Below are 14,706 nucleotides of genomic sequence, written 5' to 3'. Positions count from 1 at the left end.
GTGCGCTTTGAACTTCTTACTGTATTCGATTCTACCGATTCACCGAGCAAATACCACCCCCTGCGAAGTGTTTGCATCGACCCGGAGCCAACCATGTGCCTAGGCGTCCGAGCCTTCCGCACCGGCGTTGCCGGTAGCCCAACGGTGATAGCCAATTACAAACGGATCCAGATCGCCATCGTCAAGAACGGCCTCGACATTGCTAGTCTCCACACCCGAGCGCAGGTCCTTGACCATCTGATACGGGTAGAGCACGTAGCTGCGAATCTGGTTACCAAAACCGATCGTGGTCTTGGGTCCACGAATCTCGTCGAGCGCCTCGGCGCGCTTCTCGAGCTCGATCTCGTACAGACGGGCCTTGAGAATCTGCATGCACGCGGCCTTGTTTTGAATCTGGCTGCGCTCGTTTTGGCAAGTGACAACGATGCCGCTGGGAAAATGCGTCACGCGTACGGCGGAGTCGGTGGTGTTGACGCCCTGTCCGCCCGGGCCGCTCGCGTGGTACACGTCCACGCGGATGTCATCGGGGCTGATCTCGATATCGATATCATCGGGTAGCACGGGGATGACCTCGACGCCGGCAAACGTGGTCTGGCGGCGCTTCTTGTCGTCGGTGGGGCTAATGCGAACCAAGCGGTGGACGCCGGCCTCGGCGCGCAGCATGCCAAATGCGTCCTTGCCCTCGACGGTAAAGGTCGCGCGGTCGATGCCGATGACCTCAGCGGCGGGGCAGTCGTTAATCGTGACCTTCCAGCCGCGACGCTGGCAGTACTTCATGTACATCTTAAATAGCATGAAGGTCCAGTCCTGGGCCTCCAGACCACCCTGTCCGGGCTTGATGGTCACAATGGCATCGCCGTGATCGAACTCACCGGTAAACCAGCTCGAAAGCTCAAGCTCATCGATGGCACGGGCCAGGCGCTCAGCCGTGGCTGTAGCCTCCTCGCGAAGGGCGGCGGCATCGGGGTCATCCCCCATCTCCTCGGCAAGCTCCAGCGCGGCGCGGGCATCGGAAAGCTCGCCGCGCGCGTTGTCCACGGCAGCGATATCTTCCTTGGTGCGCGCGATTTCCTCCATGGTGGCACGGGCGGCGTCAGCGTCATCCCAAAAGCCGGGGGCCACGCTTTTGGCCTCGAGCTCGGTCACGCGCGTGCGCTTTTCGTCCAAGTGGAGATACGACTCGACCTCGCCGAGCCGGTCCGCAAACGCGTCCAGCTCGGCGGGCGTTACCTCTAAAGCCTCAGCCATTAACGATTCCTGCCGTGGCAGTACTTAAACTTCTTGCCGCTACCGCAGGGGCACGGGTCGTTGCGGCCCACGTTGACGTACGGATCGTCGCTCTCGGACTTGCGATAGGTGGTCACCTTGCCACCGTTGTTGACGGCAGCCGGACCACCCTGGACAGCCGTGCGGGCCTGCACCTGCGCCTGCTTGCGCAGCACCGAGTCGCCGTTGTCACCATCGACCTCGGCAGGACCGGAGAAGTGCGCACCCTCGAGCGCGGGCTCCTCCTTGTGCTCCACGGCACGCGGGGCAGCCTTGATCTCGATGCGCAGAACCGTGCGCAGGTAATCCTCGTACATGGTGTCGACGAGGATCTGGAACGCGCCGTAGGCCTCGGTCTTGTACTCGACCAGCGGGTCGCGCTGGCCAAAGCCGCGCAGGCCGATGCCGGTCTTGAGATAGTCCATCTCCTGCAGGTAGTTCATCCAGCGGGTATCGATGACGCGCAGCATGACCTGGGTGTTGAGCTCGCGCATCAGGTCCTCGCCCAAGCGCTCGGCCTTCATGTTGTAGCACTTCTCTACGTAAGCCAGGACATCGGCAGCCAGAGCCTCATAATCCTCGTCGGGGAACTTCGGCGTATCGATGTGGCCGGTGAGCTCCACAACCCACTTGCGCAGGCCCTCCAGGTCGCGCTCGCCATCGTGACTGTCCTTGGTGCAGAACTCCTGAACGCAGCGGTACACGGTGTCGTGCATGACCTCGGTGATGTGGTCGGTCAGGTCCTTGCCGTCCAGAATCTTATTGCGCTCAGCGTAGATGACCTGGCGCTGCTTGTTCATGACGTCGTCGTACTCAAGGACGCTCTTGCGCATGGAGAAGTTGATGCTCTCGACCTTGTGCTGGGCGTTCTCGACGGCCTTGGAGATGATCTTGTGCTGGATGGGCATGTCGTCGCCCATGTCGGCGGTGACCATCATCTTGGAGACACGGTCCATCTTGTCGCCGCCGAACAGGCGCATGAGGTCGTCCTCGAGCGACAGGTAGAACTGAGTCTCGCCCGGATCGCCCTGACGACCGGAGCGGCCGCGCAGCTGGTTGTCGATACGACGGGACTCATGGCGCTCGGTGCCGATGACGGTCAGACCGCCGGCGGCAAGCACGCGCTCGCGCTCGGCCTTGCAGGTCTCCTTGGCCTCGGCGTTAAACTGCTCGAGCTGCTCGGGTGTCACGTCCTCCATGGTCAGGCCCTCGTACTCAAGGCGCTCGCGCACCAGCTCGTCGGGGTTGCCGCCCAGCAGGATGTCGGTACCACGACCGGCCATGTTAGTAGCGATGGTCACGGCGCCGTAGCGTCCGGCCTGAGCAACGATATGAGCCTCGCGCTCGTGGTGCTTGGCGTTGAGGACCTCGTGCGCGATGCCGCGCTTGGTAAGGGCGGCCGACAGTTTCTCGGAGCTTTCGATGGAGACGGTGCCCACCAGGACCGGCTGGCCCTTGGCGTGACGTCGCTCGACGTCGTCGGCGACGGCGTTGTACTTGGCCTGGATGGTGCGGTAGACCAGGTCCTCGTGGTCAACACGCTGCACGGGCTTGTTGGAGGGGATGACCTCGACGGGCAGCTTGTAAATCTCGCGGAACTCGGCGTCCTCGGTGAGTGCCGTACCGGTCATGCCGGAGAGCTTGTCATACAGACGGAAGTAGTTCTGCAAGGTGATGGTGGCCAGCGTCTGGTTCTCCTCGCGCACGAGCACGCCCTCTTTGGCCTCGATGGCCTGATGCAGGCCCTCGGAGTAGCGGCGGCCTTCCATGATGCGGCCGGTGAACTCGTCGACGATCTTGACCTCGCCGTTGGTGACCACGTACTGCTTGTCGCGGTGGAACATGTACTGGGCCTTCAGCGCCTGCTGCAGGTGGTTGACCAGCTGACCGGAGAGATCGGCATAGATGTCATCGATACCCAGGCGGCGCTCAATCTTCTTAAGGCCGCGCTCGGTGGCGGCGATAGTGTGCTTGGCCTCGTCCATGACGTAGTCGCCCGTGGGCTCGACGTCCTCGGTGGCGGTGAGCATGTCGTGCGAGACATCCTCGCCGCGCTCAAGGCCGCGCACGGCACGCGCGAAGTCCTTGTAGGTGCTGGCGGACTTGGTGCCGGCGCCCGAGATGATGAGAGGGGTACGTGCCTCGTCGATCAGGATGGAGTCGACCTCGTCGACGATGGCGTAGCTGTGGCCGCGCTGTACGCGCTGCTCGGGGCGGGTGACCATGTTGTCGCGCAGGTAGTCGAAACCGAACTCGGAGTTGGTGCCGTAGGTGACGTCTGCCTGGTAGGCCGGACGCTTGAGCTCGAGCGGCATGTTGTTCTGGAGCAGACCGACGGTCATGCCCAGGTACTTGTAGATGCGGCCCATCCACTCGGAGTCGCGCTTGGCAAGGTAATCATTGACAGTAACGACGTGCACGCCCTTGCCGGCAATAGCGTTGAGGTAGCCGGCCAGCGTGGAGACGAGCGTCTTGCCTTCGCCGGTCTTCATCTCGGCGATATGCCCCTCGTGCAGCGCCATGGCGCCGATGAGCTGTACGTCAAAGTGACGCATGCCCGTGATGCGCTTGGAAGCCTCGCGCACGGTGGCAAAAGCCTCGGGGAGCATGTCGTCGAGCGACTCGCCGTTGGCGTAACGCTCGCGGAACTTATCGGTCTGGCCGCGGAGTTCCTCCTCGGTCATCTTCTCAAACTGGGGCTCAAGACCGTTGATCTGGTCGACGATCTTGTAGTAGCGCTTAAGGTCCTTATCGGATCCAAAGGACAGCAGCTTTGACATGAATCCCATGTGGTTTTCCTTTTTGGCCATCGCCCACGCCGTGCAGCTGCGGGCGAGTTAAACACAGATGATTGTACTTTAGCCAAACAAGGCACGGCCTATACGGTCGACCTCGACCGCCACGTAATAACTATGACCAACCTGCCACAATGGGACAGGTTTATTTTGGCAAGTTTTATCTGAGCAAACGCCGTCTCTCTGCCATTTGGTGCCACGGGGACAGGTTAGCTTGCACCAATAAAAAGAAAAGGGCCGCGCACCCAAATGGATGCACGGCCCTTATGCCATGAATGCGAGCGATTCCGCGGCGAGCTATTTACTCAGCAGCCTCGGTGGTCTCGGCCTCGGCAGCGGCCTCCTCGACGGGAGCCTCTGCGGGAGCCTCGGCGGCCTGCTTGGCAGCCTCCTCGGCGAACTTAGCAGCACGCTTAGCCTTCTCGGCAGCCTTAGCCTCAGCGGCGGCCTTGCGAGCGGCCTCGGCCTCAGCAGCCTTGGCGGCCTTGGCAGCCTTGGCCTCCTCAGCCTTCTTGAGCTGGGCGGCAGCGGCGCCACCGAACTTGTCGGCGAAGCGCTGGACGCGTCCACCGGTGTCGACGAACTTCTGCTGGCCGGTGTAGAACGGGTGGCACTCGTTGCAAAGCTCAACCTTCATCTCGGACACGGTAGCGTGCGTCTTGAAGGTGTTGCCGCAGGAGCACGTCACCGTGCACTCGACATACTGGGGATGGATACCCTGCTTCATGGTAGGACTCCTTATTGGTCAGGCGCTGGTTACCGATCAGCGCATAAGGCGTCTTGGTTTCCGACCAAGACAACAAACTCGGCTATGGTACCACGGCGCCGCGTGTCCCACAAAAGGTTCACGGTCTTTTCGGCACAACACGAGCTGGACCTTAAATATCAACTTCATCCGAACACTCCCCCACATTCATCTCTCGTATGTATCGAGATATTCCTGCTTGAGCGTCTGCGAGGACGACTTGATCTTTTCCACGAGCGTGCCGGCCTCGATGAAGTAGAACGAGTCGGTGAGGTCTGCCAGGTCGTCGAGCAGATGGCTTGAAATGAGCACGCTTCGTCCCCGCGCCACCTCGCTGCGCATCGCGTCGCAGGAGGTTTTCCGCTTTCCCGGATCGAGGCCGTTCAGCGGTTCATCGAGGATAAGGTACGGGCAATCGGTCGATATCGCCATGGCAAGCTTTACCTGCTGCTTCATTCCTGTCGAGAGTTTACGGGTCGGCTTGTCGAGATATGAGGAGATTCCGAGGGAGCTGCAGAGCGAGTCGATGTCGGTGGCCGATTTCCACGCCTCCCTAACGAAAGCAAGGTGCTCGAGGGCTGATAGCGTGGGGTAAAGATCCGTGCCGCCTGAAGAGCTCAGGTAGACGAGTTCTGCAAATTCGGCTGATTGACGTTGGCTGATTCCGTCTGCCACCAGGCTTCCCGAGTGGATACGGATGGGAAATTGGCCCGACAGCGCTTCAAGAAAGGTGGTTTTCCCCGAGCCGTTGGGAGCAATGAGGCCCGCCGCCGTTCCCGGGCTCAAGAAAAGCGATCCGATTGAAAGTATCGTCGTGCTTCCGTATCCCACGCTCACGTCCAGAAGCTCGAGCCCATGGCGCTTTTTCGCGGGTCCAGACTGTTTGGGCGAACGTGTCGCAACGGCGCCGACCGCAAAAAAGACCGCGACGTATATCAGGGCCACGGCAAGCATCGATGCACCGCTTGAACCGGAGCCAATGAATTCTGTTGGGAAGCATCCTACGTAACCCGTTGCCTCGATAGGCGAGAATACGGCCAGCGGCAGGAGATTGAGCGCGGCGTTATGCTCCAGTGCCGAATCGGACAGTAACGGGAATACCGGGGCCGCGACAAGCAGCGCGGAGGTAAGGGGGCCCGCGAGGACGCGCCTCGTTGCGGTCGATAGGACGACGGAACAAACGGATATTAAGGTTCCGCCCGCAAGAAGCGCGATAAGCAGGGCTGTGAAGACGTTTCCCGCAGTCGTGGTGGTAAGCGCGCCGTCATGGAAGAAGGCGATCGGGTACCCAATTTGCCCGAAGCCGTTTAGGGCCAAGGCGTAAATGCCCCCGGGTGCGAGGCCGGCGAGGAGCATCGCGGTCCCCGCGGCGATTATCGAAAACACGATCTGGATAAGGCGCCGGAATTTGGGCGCGGGCGCCTTTGCCGCCAGGGTCCCGGGCCTTGTGGCGCCGAGCACGAGTATCGACGAGAGAAGGAAGGGGATGAAGGGAAGGAAAGACGGCGCCGTGGCAATGGCGTAAGGCAGGAAGGAAAGGAATGGCAGGTCGTTTGCGGAGGCCGGGATATCCGTGATGCCGGAGCTGCTCAGGGCACGGCAATATGCGAGCGCTGCGTCATTGGTCTCTCGGTCTCCCACGATGGACCCGGATTGGAAGCCTTCGCCCATGAGCGCGTAGTAGCTCTCGGCAGAATCGAGAAAGGCGGCGTCGGTTTGAGCGGCAAGGGCGGCGTTCGCGTATCTTGCAAGCTCCGCGTCAGCTTGCTGCTCTGGCGATAGGTCTGTGCCGCTGGCCTGGGGCGCGCGCGTATTGAATGCGTCGACAAAGCCCTGCATGCCCTGCTTCATAAAGAAGGGCCCGTAGATGGGTGAATTGAACGCAATGGGGACGGAAAAGGCTGCAGCGAGAACGAGCGTACAAATCCATGCGGCCTTGTCTCTTAGGATCAGTTTGAGAAGAAGTCGACAGTACATTCAGAAGCACCTACGTTCCTCAAAGAATCGTTAGATTAAAAGTAACAGACCGGATGAAGATACGTGCGACGGGGGCGAGGCGAATGGCTGAGCGGTATCGATACGCGGGTTCAACGGCATCATATTGACCACATAGATTTTTAACTTGCATTTCTACCCGCCCTTTTCGTAGAGTCGCCGATACGTGCTTAGCGCACCCTCGGCGCGTCCGGCAGGCTTTGCGAAATGGGATCCAGGAGACTTCGGCGCAGCATCATCTTGCGGAATGCTTCTAATGAGCCTCCCATCCTTCAAAAACAGAATCTCATCGCACAGCCTATCGACCGAATCCAAGATGTGGGATGACATGATGATGCACGTACCAGAATCGGCCAGCTTCCTGAGAATCTCGGAATGCAAGTCCACCCTGCTGGGGTCGAGCGCGTTCATGGGCTCATCTAATAGAAGGTACCGCGCGCCCGTCGCATACGCAATCGCCAGGGTAAGCTGCTGCTTCATGCCCTGGCTCAGAGTGCGGGTCCTCATCTTCGCGAACTCGCCTATCTGCGTTTGTTCCACTATCTCTTCGATATCGCGAGCATGCGGCCACATATCGCAAACCATCTTGAGGTGATCTTCCGCACGCAATCCGGGATACAGCAGCGTCCCCTCACCAGGTGCATAGAAGATCATAGAACGGACCTCTCTCGCACCCGTACCCTGCACCTCATCCAGAACGATGCTCCCGTCCACGCGAGGACCCGGCAAACCTGCCATCGCACGCAGCAACGTCGTCTTTCCATGCCCGTTCGGAGCGACGAGACCGTAGACCGTACCCGGGGCAAACTCAGCGTTCACCGAATCTACGAGCACCTTCTTTCCATAAGAGATCGTCAGCGTTTGAAGGTCAATCATCGAGATCATCCCCTTTCGATCTTTGGAACACTCAGGCGCACCATCAACGGAGATACGGCGCCCAAGACCACCAGCAGAGCGCCCGATGCGCCGACGACCTCTCCAAAAGGCATCGCGTTCGTCCCTCGCCCAAGGAACCCAATCGTCCCCACCTGGGAAGCGGGATCAAACGAGGCGAATGGAGCCAGCAGCGCGACGCCCATGCCCACGCTTTCAACATGAGCGCTCAACGAACCCAACACCAAGAGAACCGCGCAAACCATTCCGGTGACAACGGGGTTGCGGCTAATCGCTGCTGTCAACGCAGCGACGACGGAAATCACGCCGTATGCCATGACCAGCAACGGAATACTGCACAACACCGCCTCCCCCACCATGGACGTTGTCGAAGCTCCCGCCCGAATGAGAGCGACGGGATACTCCGATCCACCCGCACCGTTCTTAATCACGGACACAACGACAGCGGGAACCATCGACACCAAAAGCAGCACCAAGCCAAGCAGGAGAGCCAGCGCAACAGCCGTCAGAAAACGCACATGCGCTGTTGCGGGGATCTGGAGAACCAGAAGGGAACGACACTGCAGGTGGGTGCACGCGAGCGATGTGACAACCACGGGCAACAGCAAAAATAAGGAGGGAAGCGCTGCCTGGAGATACGAAAGGAGGATTAATGGGGGCATCTTCGTACTTAACTCGTAAACCTTGGGGTCCGGCAAGCTCGCGATCGACTCAAGCAGAAGGGCGCGCGCCTCCGCACGAGAAGGAGTCTCCGGCTCGATTCCGATCGATTGCAGGAGAGTCGCATCTGCCGCGCCCAGCTCACCTCGAGCGCGCTCGTACGTCGCAAGGCTTCGAAACCCCTCCGCAGGCATAGGCGCGTACACGAAACCCGAAAGAGCATCCCGCATGTCTTCCAGGGCCGCTTTGCCCTCGACGTCCATATTCGCAGCGTTCTGCTCTAAATACCGATCTATTGAACGGAGCTCCCCATCCCTATACCGAACAGCGGAAACGTTATCAGCGTCAGGAAACATCTCGACCAGAGCCGGGGCCAGCATCGTCGTCGACATTGCAATCGCGCATACGGCGAGGGTAGGAGAACGCAGGAGCAGTTTCCCCATCGTTCTTACGTATGCAACGGCGGAGGCACAAGCGCTCGAACGAGTTGCCGTTCTCGATGCAGTGAAGGAACCTCTCTCAAGACAAATCGGGGATATCGGGCACGCGCAGCCGCTCTTTCCAGCAACGCAAAGCAGGCTAATTGCCAGCACCTCGATCCCGATTGCGCATACGAGGGCAATCGCGCCACGCTCGAAGCAAAGTCCAGGCAGATTCACTATCTGCGTTGTCGGGTACGGGCTATAGGCGCCGACGGTCAACTCAGTGTTCGCATACGTAAGGGGATTCAACAGGGCGAACTCACGTAAAGCGATGGATCTTCCGTAATACCCGGGAACCATCGTCACCCCCATCAGGGCACATACGAACACGATTCCAAGCGTAGGGTTATTGGCAATCTTCACGGCAAGGTGAACGACAAGCGAGATGAACGCTGCCACCAAGAATTGCAAGATGGCCGTCTGCGCGAACACCAGCCAAGCCGGTTTGATAACCGGAGTCGCATATTGAATGTAGCCTATCGGATAGAACGGCGAGCCCGGGCCATTCTTCACAAGCGCGGCGATTATCCCTGGAAGATTGATGGCGAGGACGGCAAGCATTGCAAAAACACTCGCCCATACGCTCGATGCAACAAGTCTACCCAGCTCGCCCATCGGCGCCTGGATGATGAGCTTTTCACGTTTGTTAAGACGCGCGGCAAGGAACGAGACGGCAACGGCCGTTGCGACCCATAGCAAGTACTCCTTCGATCCGTCATAATAGGTGTACTCTCCATCCGATATCTGCAGAAACGGAAGTAGGGGAGAGAGCGGTGCCAAGATAAGACGTCCCGCGGCAAGAGGGTACAGAAGCGCGGGCATGCTTGATGAAGAGGTGTAGACACCGTCCTCCCCCGCATTCACAAGCGCATCCGCATAGGATGCTGACAATTCCTGCTCAACACGGGTTATTCCCGACTCGAGGTATTCGACCCGTCCGTCGATGCCAGCCGCGCTCCTGAAGACGGGCAGAGCACAAAGAACCATCAACGCAACAACGGCAACACAGAGTGACCTGGAGGAGAGGAGCGACCTAAAGATTGCCTTCGAGATTTTGAGCATATTCATCGCCAACCTTAACCTCATCCAGTCGGAATAGAGGGGCCGAACAAAATGCTCGGCCCTTATTACTTGCCGGCAAAGTCAATTTAACATAAACTGTTAAAAAGTAACCTGAGTTTTTTAAATTCTTCGGAGGTTATTATGAGTTCCGACAATCGCACTCCCCGGCTTCATTCCTTCCGCATCGCATGTGCGATAGCCTCTGCGACCCTTTGCGCCACCGCCATCGCACAAGTGGCGTTCTCCTTAAAGCCAGCAATCGAAGTGCTCGACAACCCTGTAATTGCAGACTCCCCCGCGTATCCAGCCCTTGCGATCTCGACATTGGTCCCTGCCGTCATCGGTATCGCTACGACCATCCTCAGCGCCGTTCTCGTGTGGACGATCAAGAGCGGAGACCCCTTCAAGAAAGGGTCTGCGACATGCTTGAAGGTGCTCGGCATTCTCTTCGTTGTTCAAGCTGCCACCAGCCTCTACGCCGGCTCACTCAAAACCTCCGTTTCGATGTTTGGCGGCGAGGGGGCCGTCGGCGCCCAAGAGATCGCTTCATCATTCGATTGGACCTCTCTGGTTCTCGGCATCGTCCTGTTCATGCTTTCCCAGCTCTTCTTGTACGCCCGAGAGCTGTACCTCGACTCCGACGAGATTGCGTAAGGAAACGCCATGCCCGTAATTGTTCGCCTCGACAAGATCATGGCCGAGCGAAAGATTTCCTCGAACGAACTTGCCGAAAGGATTGGAACCACGCCCGTGAACCTGTCCCGTATTAAAAAAGGGCATATTCGCGGCATTCGCTTCAACACACTCGAGCAGCTATGCCTCGCCCTTCGTTGCCAACCCGGAGACCTTCTCGAAGTCATGAGCGAAGAGGATGCCCGAAAGGAGTTCGGACTCGATTGGTCCGCCGAGGATTAGAGGGCGGTCGTACTCGCCCTGCACACGGGGATGCGAATCGGCGAGGTCTGCGGCCTTCGGTGGTGCGATGTGGATTTCGAGACGGGCCTGATCTCGATCAGACACTCGGTGGCGTACGCGAAGGGAATGGGTTCGTTCATCAAGGACACCAAGACCCATGACGCCAGGGGCATCCCCATCGACCCGGTCGGCCTACTCCCCATCCTGAAGGAGACCCACGAGATCGACTGCGGAAAGCTGCGCTTGCGCGGCCTTACCGGAGCGGTCGAGATCGGGGACTGCTACATCCTGTCGGAGCCGGGCGCGACCTTCGCGACGACAAGCTATATCCGCAGGGCGTTCAAGACGTTCTCGGAGACCAACGGCCTCATGGGCACCAACGACGAGCTGATCACGTTCCACGGCCTTCGCCACACGTTCGCAACGCAGTGGATCCGCCAAGGCGGCGATATCAAGGCGCTCCAATCGATCCTCGGCCACAAGGACGCCATGGCGACGCTCAACGTCTACGCCGACATCGAGCCCATCTCCAAAATCCATAACATGCTGCGCGCCACGCCGTGCCTTTGGCGCGGGCACCTCGGGCCGAGGGTCGATCCGGGTCCCATGTTCCAACAGAGGATCCAGGAGTCCATCGAGACGCTCCAGGCGTTCGGCTACGGCATCACCGAGCCGGACGACCGAAATATCGCCATACGCGACGTGAAGACGAACAGTTGGCTCTAGCTCACCGAGTACGCGGCAGTGCTGGGCCCATCCCAACTGAGGTCACGGTGGTCCGATAGGGGCGCCGCCCGCGGCATGCGCCGCGGAGCGGTATCCCCTACCGAAGGGCGGGGATGCCCTCCGCTTCCAGTTCGGAATCAGCCGTCGGAGGCGTTCGGCTGACTGCGGGAACGGCCTGTCCGCTCAATGTGTTCGGCTGAGATCGGAAATCAACCCAACACGAGCCGGACACGCGCCAGACGGCTCTTCCCCGTGCGGCCTAACCCCTTACGCTCATGTTGCAGGCATGTAACGCCGCAGCGAGCGCGCCTTTTTTGCGCCAGACAGGTACAATGATGAACACTGTACCGTAGCGGAGCGCCCCGCGCGCGCCGCGACCACGCGAAAGGGTTTCCCATGGCCGAGATCTCGTCCTCCCGTATCGTCATCACCGTCCTTGGCAAGAACCGCCCCGGCATCGTCGCCGGCGTCACCCGTGTCCTGGGCGAGGCCAACGTCGACATCCGCGACATTACGCAGTCCATTATCGAGGACATCTTCACCATGACCATGCTGGCCGACACCGCTGAGTCCAAGCTCGATTTCGCCGAGCTGCAGAAGGCCCTGGCCGAGGCCGGCGAGCTTTCGGGCGTCAACGTGTCCATCCAGCGCGAGGACGTCTTTAACTTTATGTACCGCCTGTAGCGAACAAGCCGCTCGGGGCAGCTTGACGTCATATCGTCCAAGCGCGCCGCCCCAAAGCGGACCGGAGAGGAGCGCACATGGCCTACGACGCCAAGAAAATCTACTACCGCTTCGACGATCACCTGAGCCGCCTGGTTCTGGATTACGAGGCGAGCCGCCAGATTTCGTCTGAGAGCGAAAACCTCTACCACGGCCTGCCGACCGTCCCTTATGACGAGGGCCTGTTTGTCGAGCACAATGTCAAGCGCGGCCTGCGCAATGCCGACGGCTCGGGCGTGGTCGCGGGTCTCACTCGTATCTCGGATGTGCACGGCTACAACAAGGTCGACGGAAAGGTCGTGCCCGATCAGGGCAAGCTCACGCTTCGCGGCTACAGCATCGAGGATCTGGTCAACAATGCCCAGGCCGAGAATCGCTATGGCTACGAGGAAGTCGCCTATCTGCTTATCACGGGTTCGCTGCCCAACAAGGAAGAGCTCGACGGCTTTTGCGAGCGCCTGGGCGCCTTTAGACATCTGAGCGACGAGTACGTTAAAGAGTTCCCTATGACCACGGTATCGTCGAGCATCATGAACGTGCTCCAGCGCGCCGTACTGCTGCTCTACGCCTTCGATGCCGAACCAGACGTGATCACGCCCGAGCACGAAATCGACGTCGCCATTTCCATGCTCGCACGTCTCCCGCGCATCGCCGCCTTCGCACACATGGCCTCGGTCGCCAAGCTTCGCGGCTCCGAGGTTCACGTGCCGCACCCTACGCCCGGTCTCTCCACCGCCGAGACCATCCTACAGGTCCTGCGCGGCGGCATGGCGTTCACCCGCGATGAGGCGATGCTGCTCGACGTTATGCTCATGCTGCATGCCGAGCACGGCGGCGGCAACAACTCCACCTTCGCTTGCCGCGTGCTGTCGTCTTCGGCCACCGACCCGTATTCCGCCTACGCCGCGGCTATCGGCTCGCTCAAGGGCCCGCGCCACGGTGGTGCCAATGCCAAGGTCGTGTCTATGCACGAGGACATCCGCGCGCATGTCTCCAACTGGGAGGACGAGGACGAAGTCGCGGCCTACCTGGGCAAGATCCTCGACAAGCAGGCCTTCGACGGCACGGGCCTCATCTACGGCATGGGCCACGCCGTCTATACGCTCAGCGACCCGCGCGCCGAGGTCTGCCGTCGTTACGCGCGCTCGCTGGCAGCCAAGAAGGACTTGGGCGAAGAGTTCGCGCTCATCGAGCGCATCGAGCGCCTGGCACCCCAGGTCATGCGCGACCACGGCATGACCAAGCCCATCTGCGCCAACATCGACCTGTACACGGGCTTTATCTACAAGATGCTCGGCGTGCCCGAAACGCTCTTTACGCCGCTATTCGCCGTCGCCCGCATGGCCGGCTGGTCGGCACACCGCATGGAAGAGCTCTTCTGCGCGCACCGTATCATCCGCCCCGCCTATCGTCCGATGATCGAGCCGCTGGAGTACAAGCCGCTCGCCGACCGCTAGGACGCGGACCGTTATAGAACTCGAGCGTGGCCAGGGCATCACCGCCCTCGGCCACGCTTTTTATGCCAGTAGAAAGGGCTGCATCAAATGATTGTGTTTTCCGATATGGACGGAACGCTGCTGACGAGCGATAAGCAAATGAGCGATGCCACCTGGGCGATGCTCGACGAGCTCGCACGTCGTGGCATCGAGTTTGTTCCCTGCACGGGACGTCCACTGTCGGGCATCTTTGAGCCCATTCTCGCCCATCCCGCCGTGCATTACGCGGTCTGTGCCAACGGCGCCAGCGTCTGGCAGCTCGACGAGGATACGCCCACCGACGCCTCGCGCGCCACGTGCATCTTGAGCCGTCCGCTCGACCGTGGCATTGCCCACCGCATCCATCGCATTGCCGCCGGCCACGATGTGACCTTCGATATCTTCGCGGATGGGCAGTGCTTCCTCCCCCGCTCGCTATACGGGCGTCTGGATGAGTTCTGTGGCGGCGACCCCCACATCGCGGCTTCGCTCAAGCGCACACGAACGCCGATCGACATGAATATCGACAGCAAGATCGACGAGGTCGAGGCGCTCGAACGCATCGCTATGTACTGGCACGACCCGGCCGATCGCGACGCCATCGCGGCGGCGCTCGACACGCTCGGAGGCATTGAGGTCACGCGTTCGTACGCCATGAATATCGAGGTTATGGGCGAAGGCGCCACCAAGGGAACGGCCCTCACGTGGCTGTGTGAGCATCTGGGCGAGCGTCTCGCCGACGCCTGGGCGTTCGGCGACAACATCAACGACATCCCCATGCTGCAGGCAGCGGGCCATGGCATGGCCATGATCAACGCCGAGCCCGAAGATCGCGAGGCCGCCGACGCCATCACCGAATACGACAACGACCGCGACGGCGTCGCCCGCACCATCATGGCCGCCCTCGCCTAGTCATTGGTCAGTCATTGGGTGTTCCTATAGTTTTGTCAACCGTCGGGGCTACTCCC

At 60.2% G+C, this 14,706-nt stretch carries 12 protein-coding genes; 6 read left to right on the top strand and 6 right to left on the bottom strand.

The annotated features are described in order from the left end of the window. Positions 1-99: 99 nt before the first annotated feature. The 6 genes from prfB to DXD24_RS08475 all read right to left on the bottom strand — a co-directional run bounded on the left by prfB (position 100) and on the right by DXD24_RS08475 (position 9,905). Positions 100-1,248, bottom strand: coding sequence for a peptide chain release factor 2 (prfB, locus tag DXD24_RS08500; protein WP_117646542.1), 1,149 nt, complete (start codon positions 1,246-1,248; stop codon positions 100-102). Beyond that, positions 1,248-4,055 (bottom strand): preprotein translocase subunit SecA, encoded by a 2,808-nt coding sequence (secA, locus tag DXD24_RS08495; RefSeq protein WP_117646541.1) that lies wholly within the window; start codon positions 4,053-4,055, stop codon positions 1,248-1,250. Before secA ends, prfB begins: the two co-directional genes overlap by 1 nt. 307 nt (positions 4,056-4,362) lie before the next feature. Next, positions 4,363-4,788 carry a 50S ribosomal protein L31 gene (gene rpmE / locus DXD24_RS08490; protein WP_006235303.1) on the bottom strand — a complete coding sequence of 142 codons (426 nt, stop codon included), beginning with the start codon at positions 4,786-4,788 and terminating at the stop codon, positions 4,363-4,365. Between the two features lie 186 nt (positions 4,789-4,974). Beyond that, positions 4,975-6,783: an ATP-binding cassette domain-containing protein gene (locus tag DXD24_RS08485; RefSeq protein ID WP_117564196.1), complete on the bottom strand. Its 1,809-nt coding sequence runs from the start codon at positions 6,781-6,783 to the stop codon at positions 4,975-4,977. A 153-nt stretch (positions 6,784-6,936) separates the two neighbouring features. Continuing rightward, on the bottom strand, positions 6,937-7,677 hold the full coding sequence (locus tag DXD24_RS08480; protein ID WP_158548930.1) for an ATP-binding cassette domain-containing protein: 741 nt from the start codon (positions 7,675-7,677) through the stop codon (positions 6,937-6,939). 5 nt (positions 7,678-7,682) lie between these two features. Beyond that, positions 7,683-9,905, bottom strand: a complete 2,223-nt coding sequence (locus DXD24_RS08475; protein WP_117564194.1) for a hypothetical protein — start codon at positions 9,903-9,905, stop codon at positions 7,683-7,685. Between the two features lie 135 nt (positions 9,906-10,040). Here DXD24_RS08475 and DXD24_RS08470 point away from each other — a divergent pair, with 135 nt between their 5' ends. From DXD24_RS08470 to DXD24_RS08445, 6 genes are all read left to right on the top strand, one after another. Continuing rightward, positions 10,041-10,553 (top strand): DUF2975 domain-containing protein, encoded by a 513-nt coding sequence (locus DXD24_RS08470; protein WP_006235293.1) that lies wholly within the window; start codon positions 10,041-10,043, stop codon positions 10,551-10,553. Positions 10,554-10,562: 9 nt separating this feature from the next. Next, positions 10,563-10,814: a helix-turn-helix transcriptional regulator gene (locus DXD24_RS08465; protein WP_006235292.1), complete on the top strand. Its 252-nt coding sequence runs from the start codon at positions 10,563-10,565 to the stop codon at positions 10,812-10,814. A gap of 18 nt (positions 10,815-10,832) precedes the next feature. Beyond that, the gene (locus DXD24_RS08460) at positions 10,833-11,540 is read left to right on the top strand and encodes a site-specific integrase (RefSeq protein ID WP_255413113.1); all 708 of its coding nucleotides are present in this window, start codon (positions 10,833-10,835) and stop codon (positions 11,538-11,540) included. Between the two features lie 396 nt (positions 11,541-11,936). Further along, positions 11,937-12,224, top strand: a complete 288-nt coding sequence (locus DXD24_RS08455; RefSeq protein WP_006235289.1) for an ACT domain-containing protein — start codon at positions 11,937-11,939, stop codon at positions 12,222-12,224. A gap of 77 nt (positions 12,225-12,301) precedes the next feature. Beyond that, positions 12,302-13,720 carry a citrate synthase gene (locus DXD24_RS08450; protein WP_117646540.1) on the top strand — a complete coding sequence of 473 codons (1,419 nt, stop codon included), beginning with the start codon at positions 12,302-12,304 and terminating at the stop codon, positions 13,718-13,720. An 87-nt stretch (positions 13,721-13,807) separates the two neighbouring features. After that, on the top strand, positions 13,808-14,650 hold the full coding sequence (locus DXD24_RS08445; protein WP_117646539.1) for a Cof-type HAD-IIB family hydrolase: 843 nt from the start codon (positions 13,808-13,810) through the stop codon (positions 14,648-14,650). The last annotated feature ends 56 nt before the right edge of the window (positions 14,651-14,706 follow it).

This window comes from Collinsella sp. TF12-2AT (assembly GCF_003436735.1).
Taxonomy (GTDB): Bacteria; Actinomycetota; Coriobacteriia; order Coriobacteriales; family Coriobacteriaceae; genus Collinsella.
The sequence above is the reverse complement of the archived record's forward strand: the minus strand, read 5'-3'. Positions and strand labels throughout refer to the sequence as shown.

Coding starts and splice junctions, on each gene's coding strand:
- prfB (WP_117646542.1), bottom strand. CDS start 1,248: ATGGCTGAGGCTTTAGAGGTAACGCCCGCCGAGCTGGACGCGTTTGCG.
- secA (WP_117646541.1), bottom strand. CDS start 4,055: ATGGGATTCATGTCAAAGCTGCTGTCCTTTGGATCCGATAAGGACCTT.
- rpmE (WP_006235303.1), bottom strand. CDS start 4,788: ATGAAGCAGGGTATCCATCCCCAGTATGTCGAGTGCACGGTGACGTGC.
- DXD24_RS08485 (WP_117564196.1), bottom strand. CDS start 6,783: ATGTACTGTCGACTTCTTCTCAAACTGATCCTAAGAGACAAGGCCGCA.
- DXD24_RS08480 (WP_158548930.1), bottom strand. CDS start 7,677: ATGATTGACCTTCAAACGCTGACGATCTCTTATGGAAAGAAGGTGCTC.
- DXD24_RS08475 (WP_117564194.1), bottom strand. CDS start 9,905: ATGAATATGCTCAAAATCTCGAAGGCAATCTTTAGGTCGCTCCTCTCC.
- DXD24_RS08470 (WP_006235293.1), top strand. CDS start 10,041: ATGAGTTCCGACAATCGCACTCCCCGGCTTCATTCCTTCCGCATCGCA.
- DXD24_RS08465 (WP_006235292.1), top strand. CDS start 10,563: ATGCCCGTAATTGTTCGCCTCGACAAGATCATGGCCGAGCGAAAGATT.
- DXD24_RS08455 (WP_006235289.1), top strand. CDS start 11,937: ATGGCCGAGATCTCGTCCTCCCGTATCGTCATCACCGTCCTTGGCAAG.
- DXD24_RS08450 (WP_117646540.1), top strand. CDS start 12,302: ATGGCCTACGACGCCAAGAAAATCTACTACCGCTTCGACGATCACCTG.
- DXD24_RS08445 (WP_117646539.1), top strand. CDS start 13,808: ATGATTGTGTTTTCCGATATGGACGGAACGCTGCTGACGAGCGATAAG.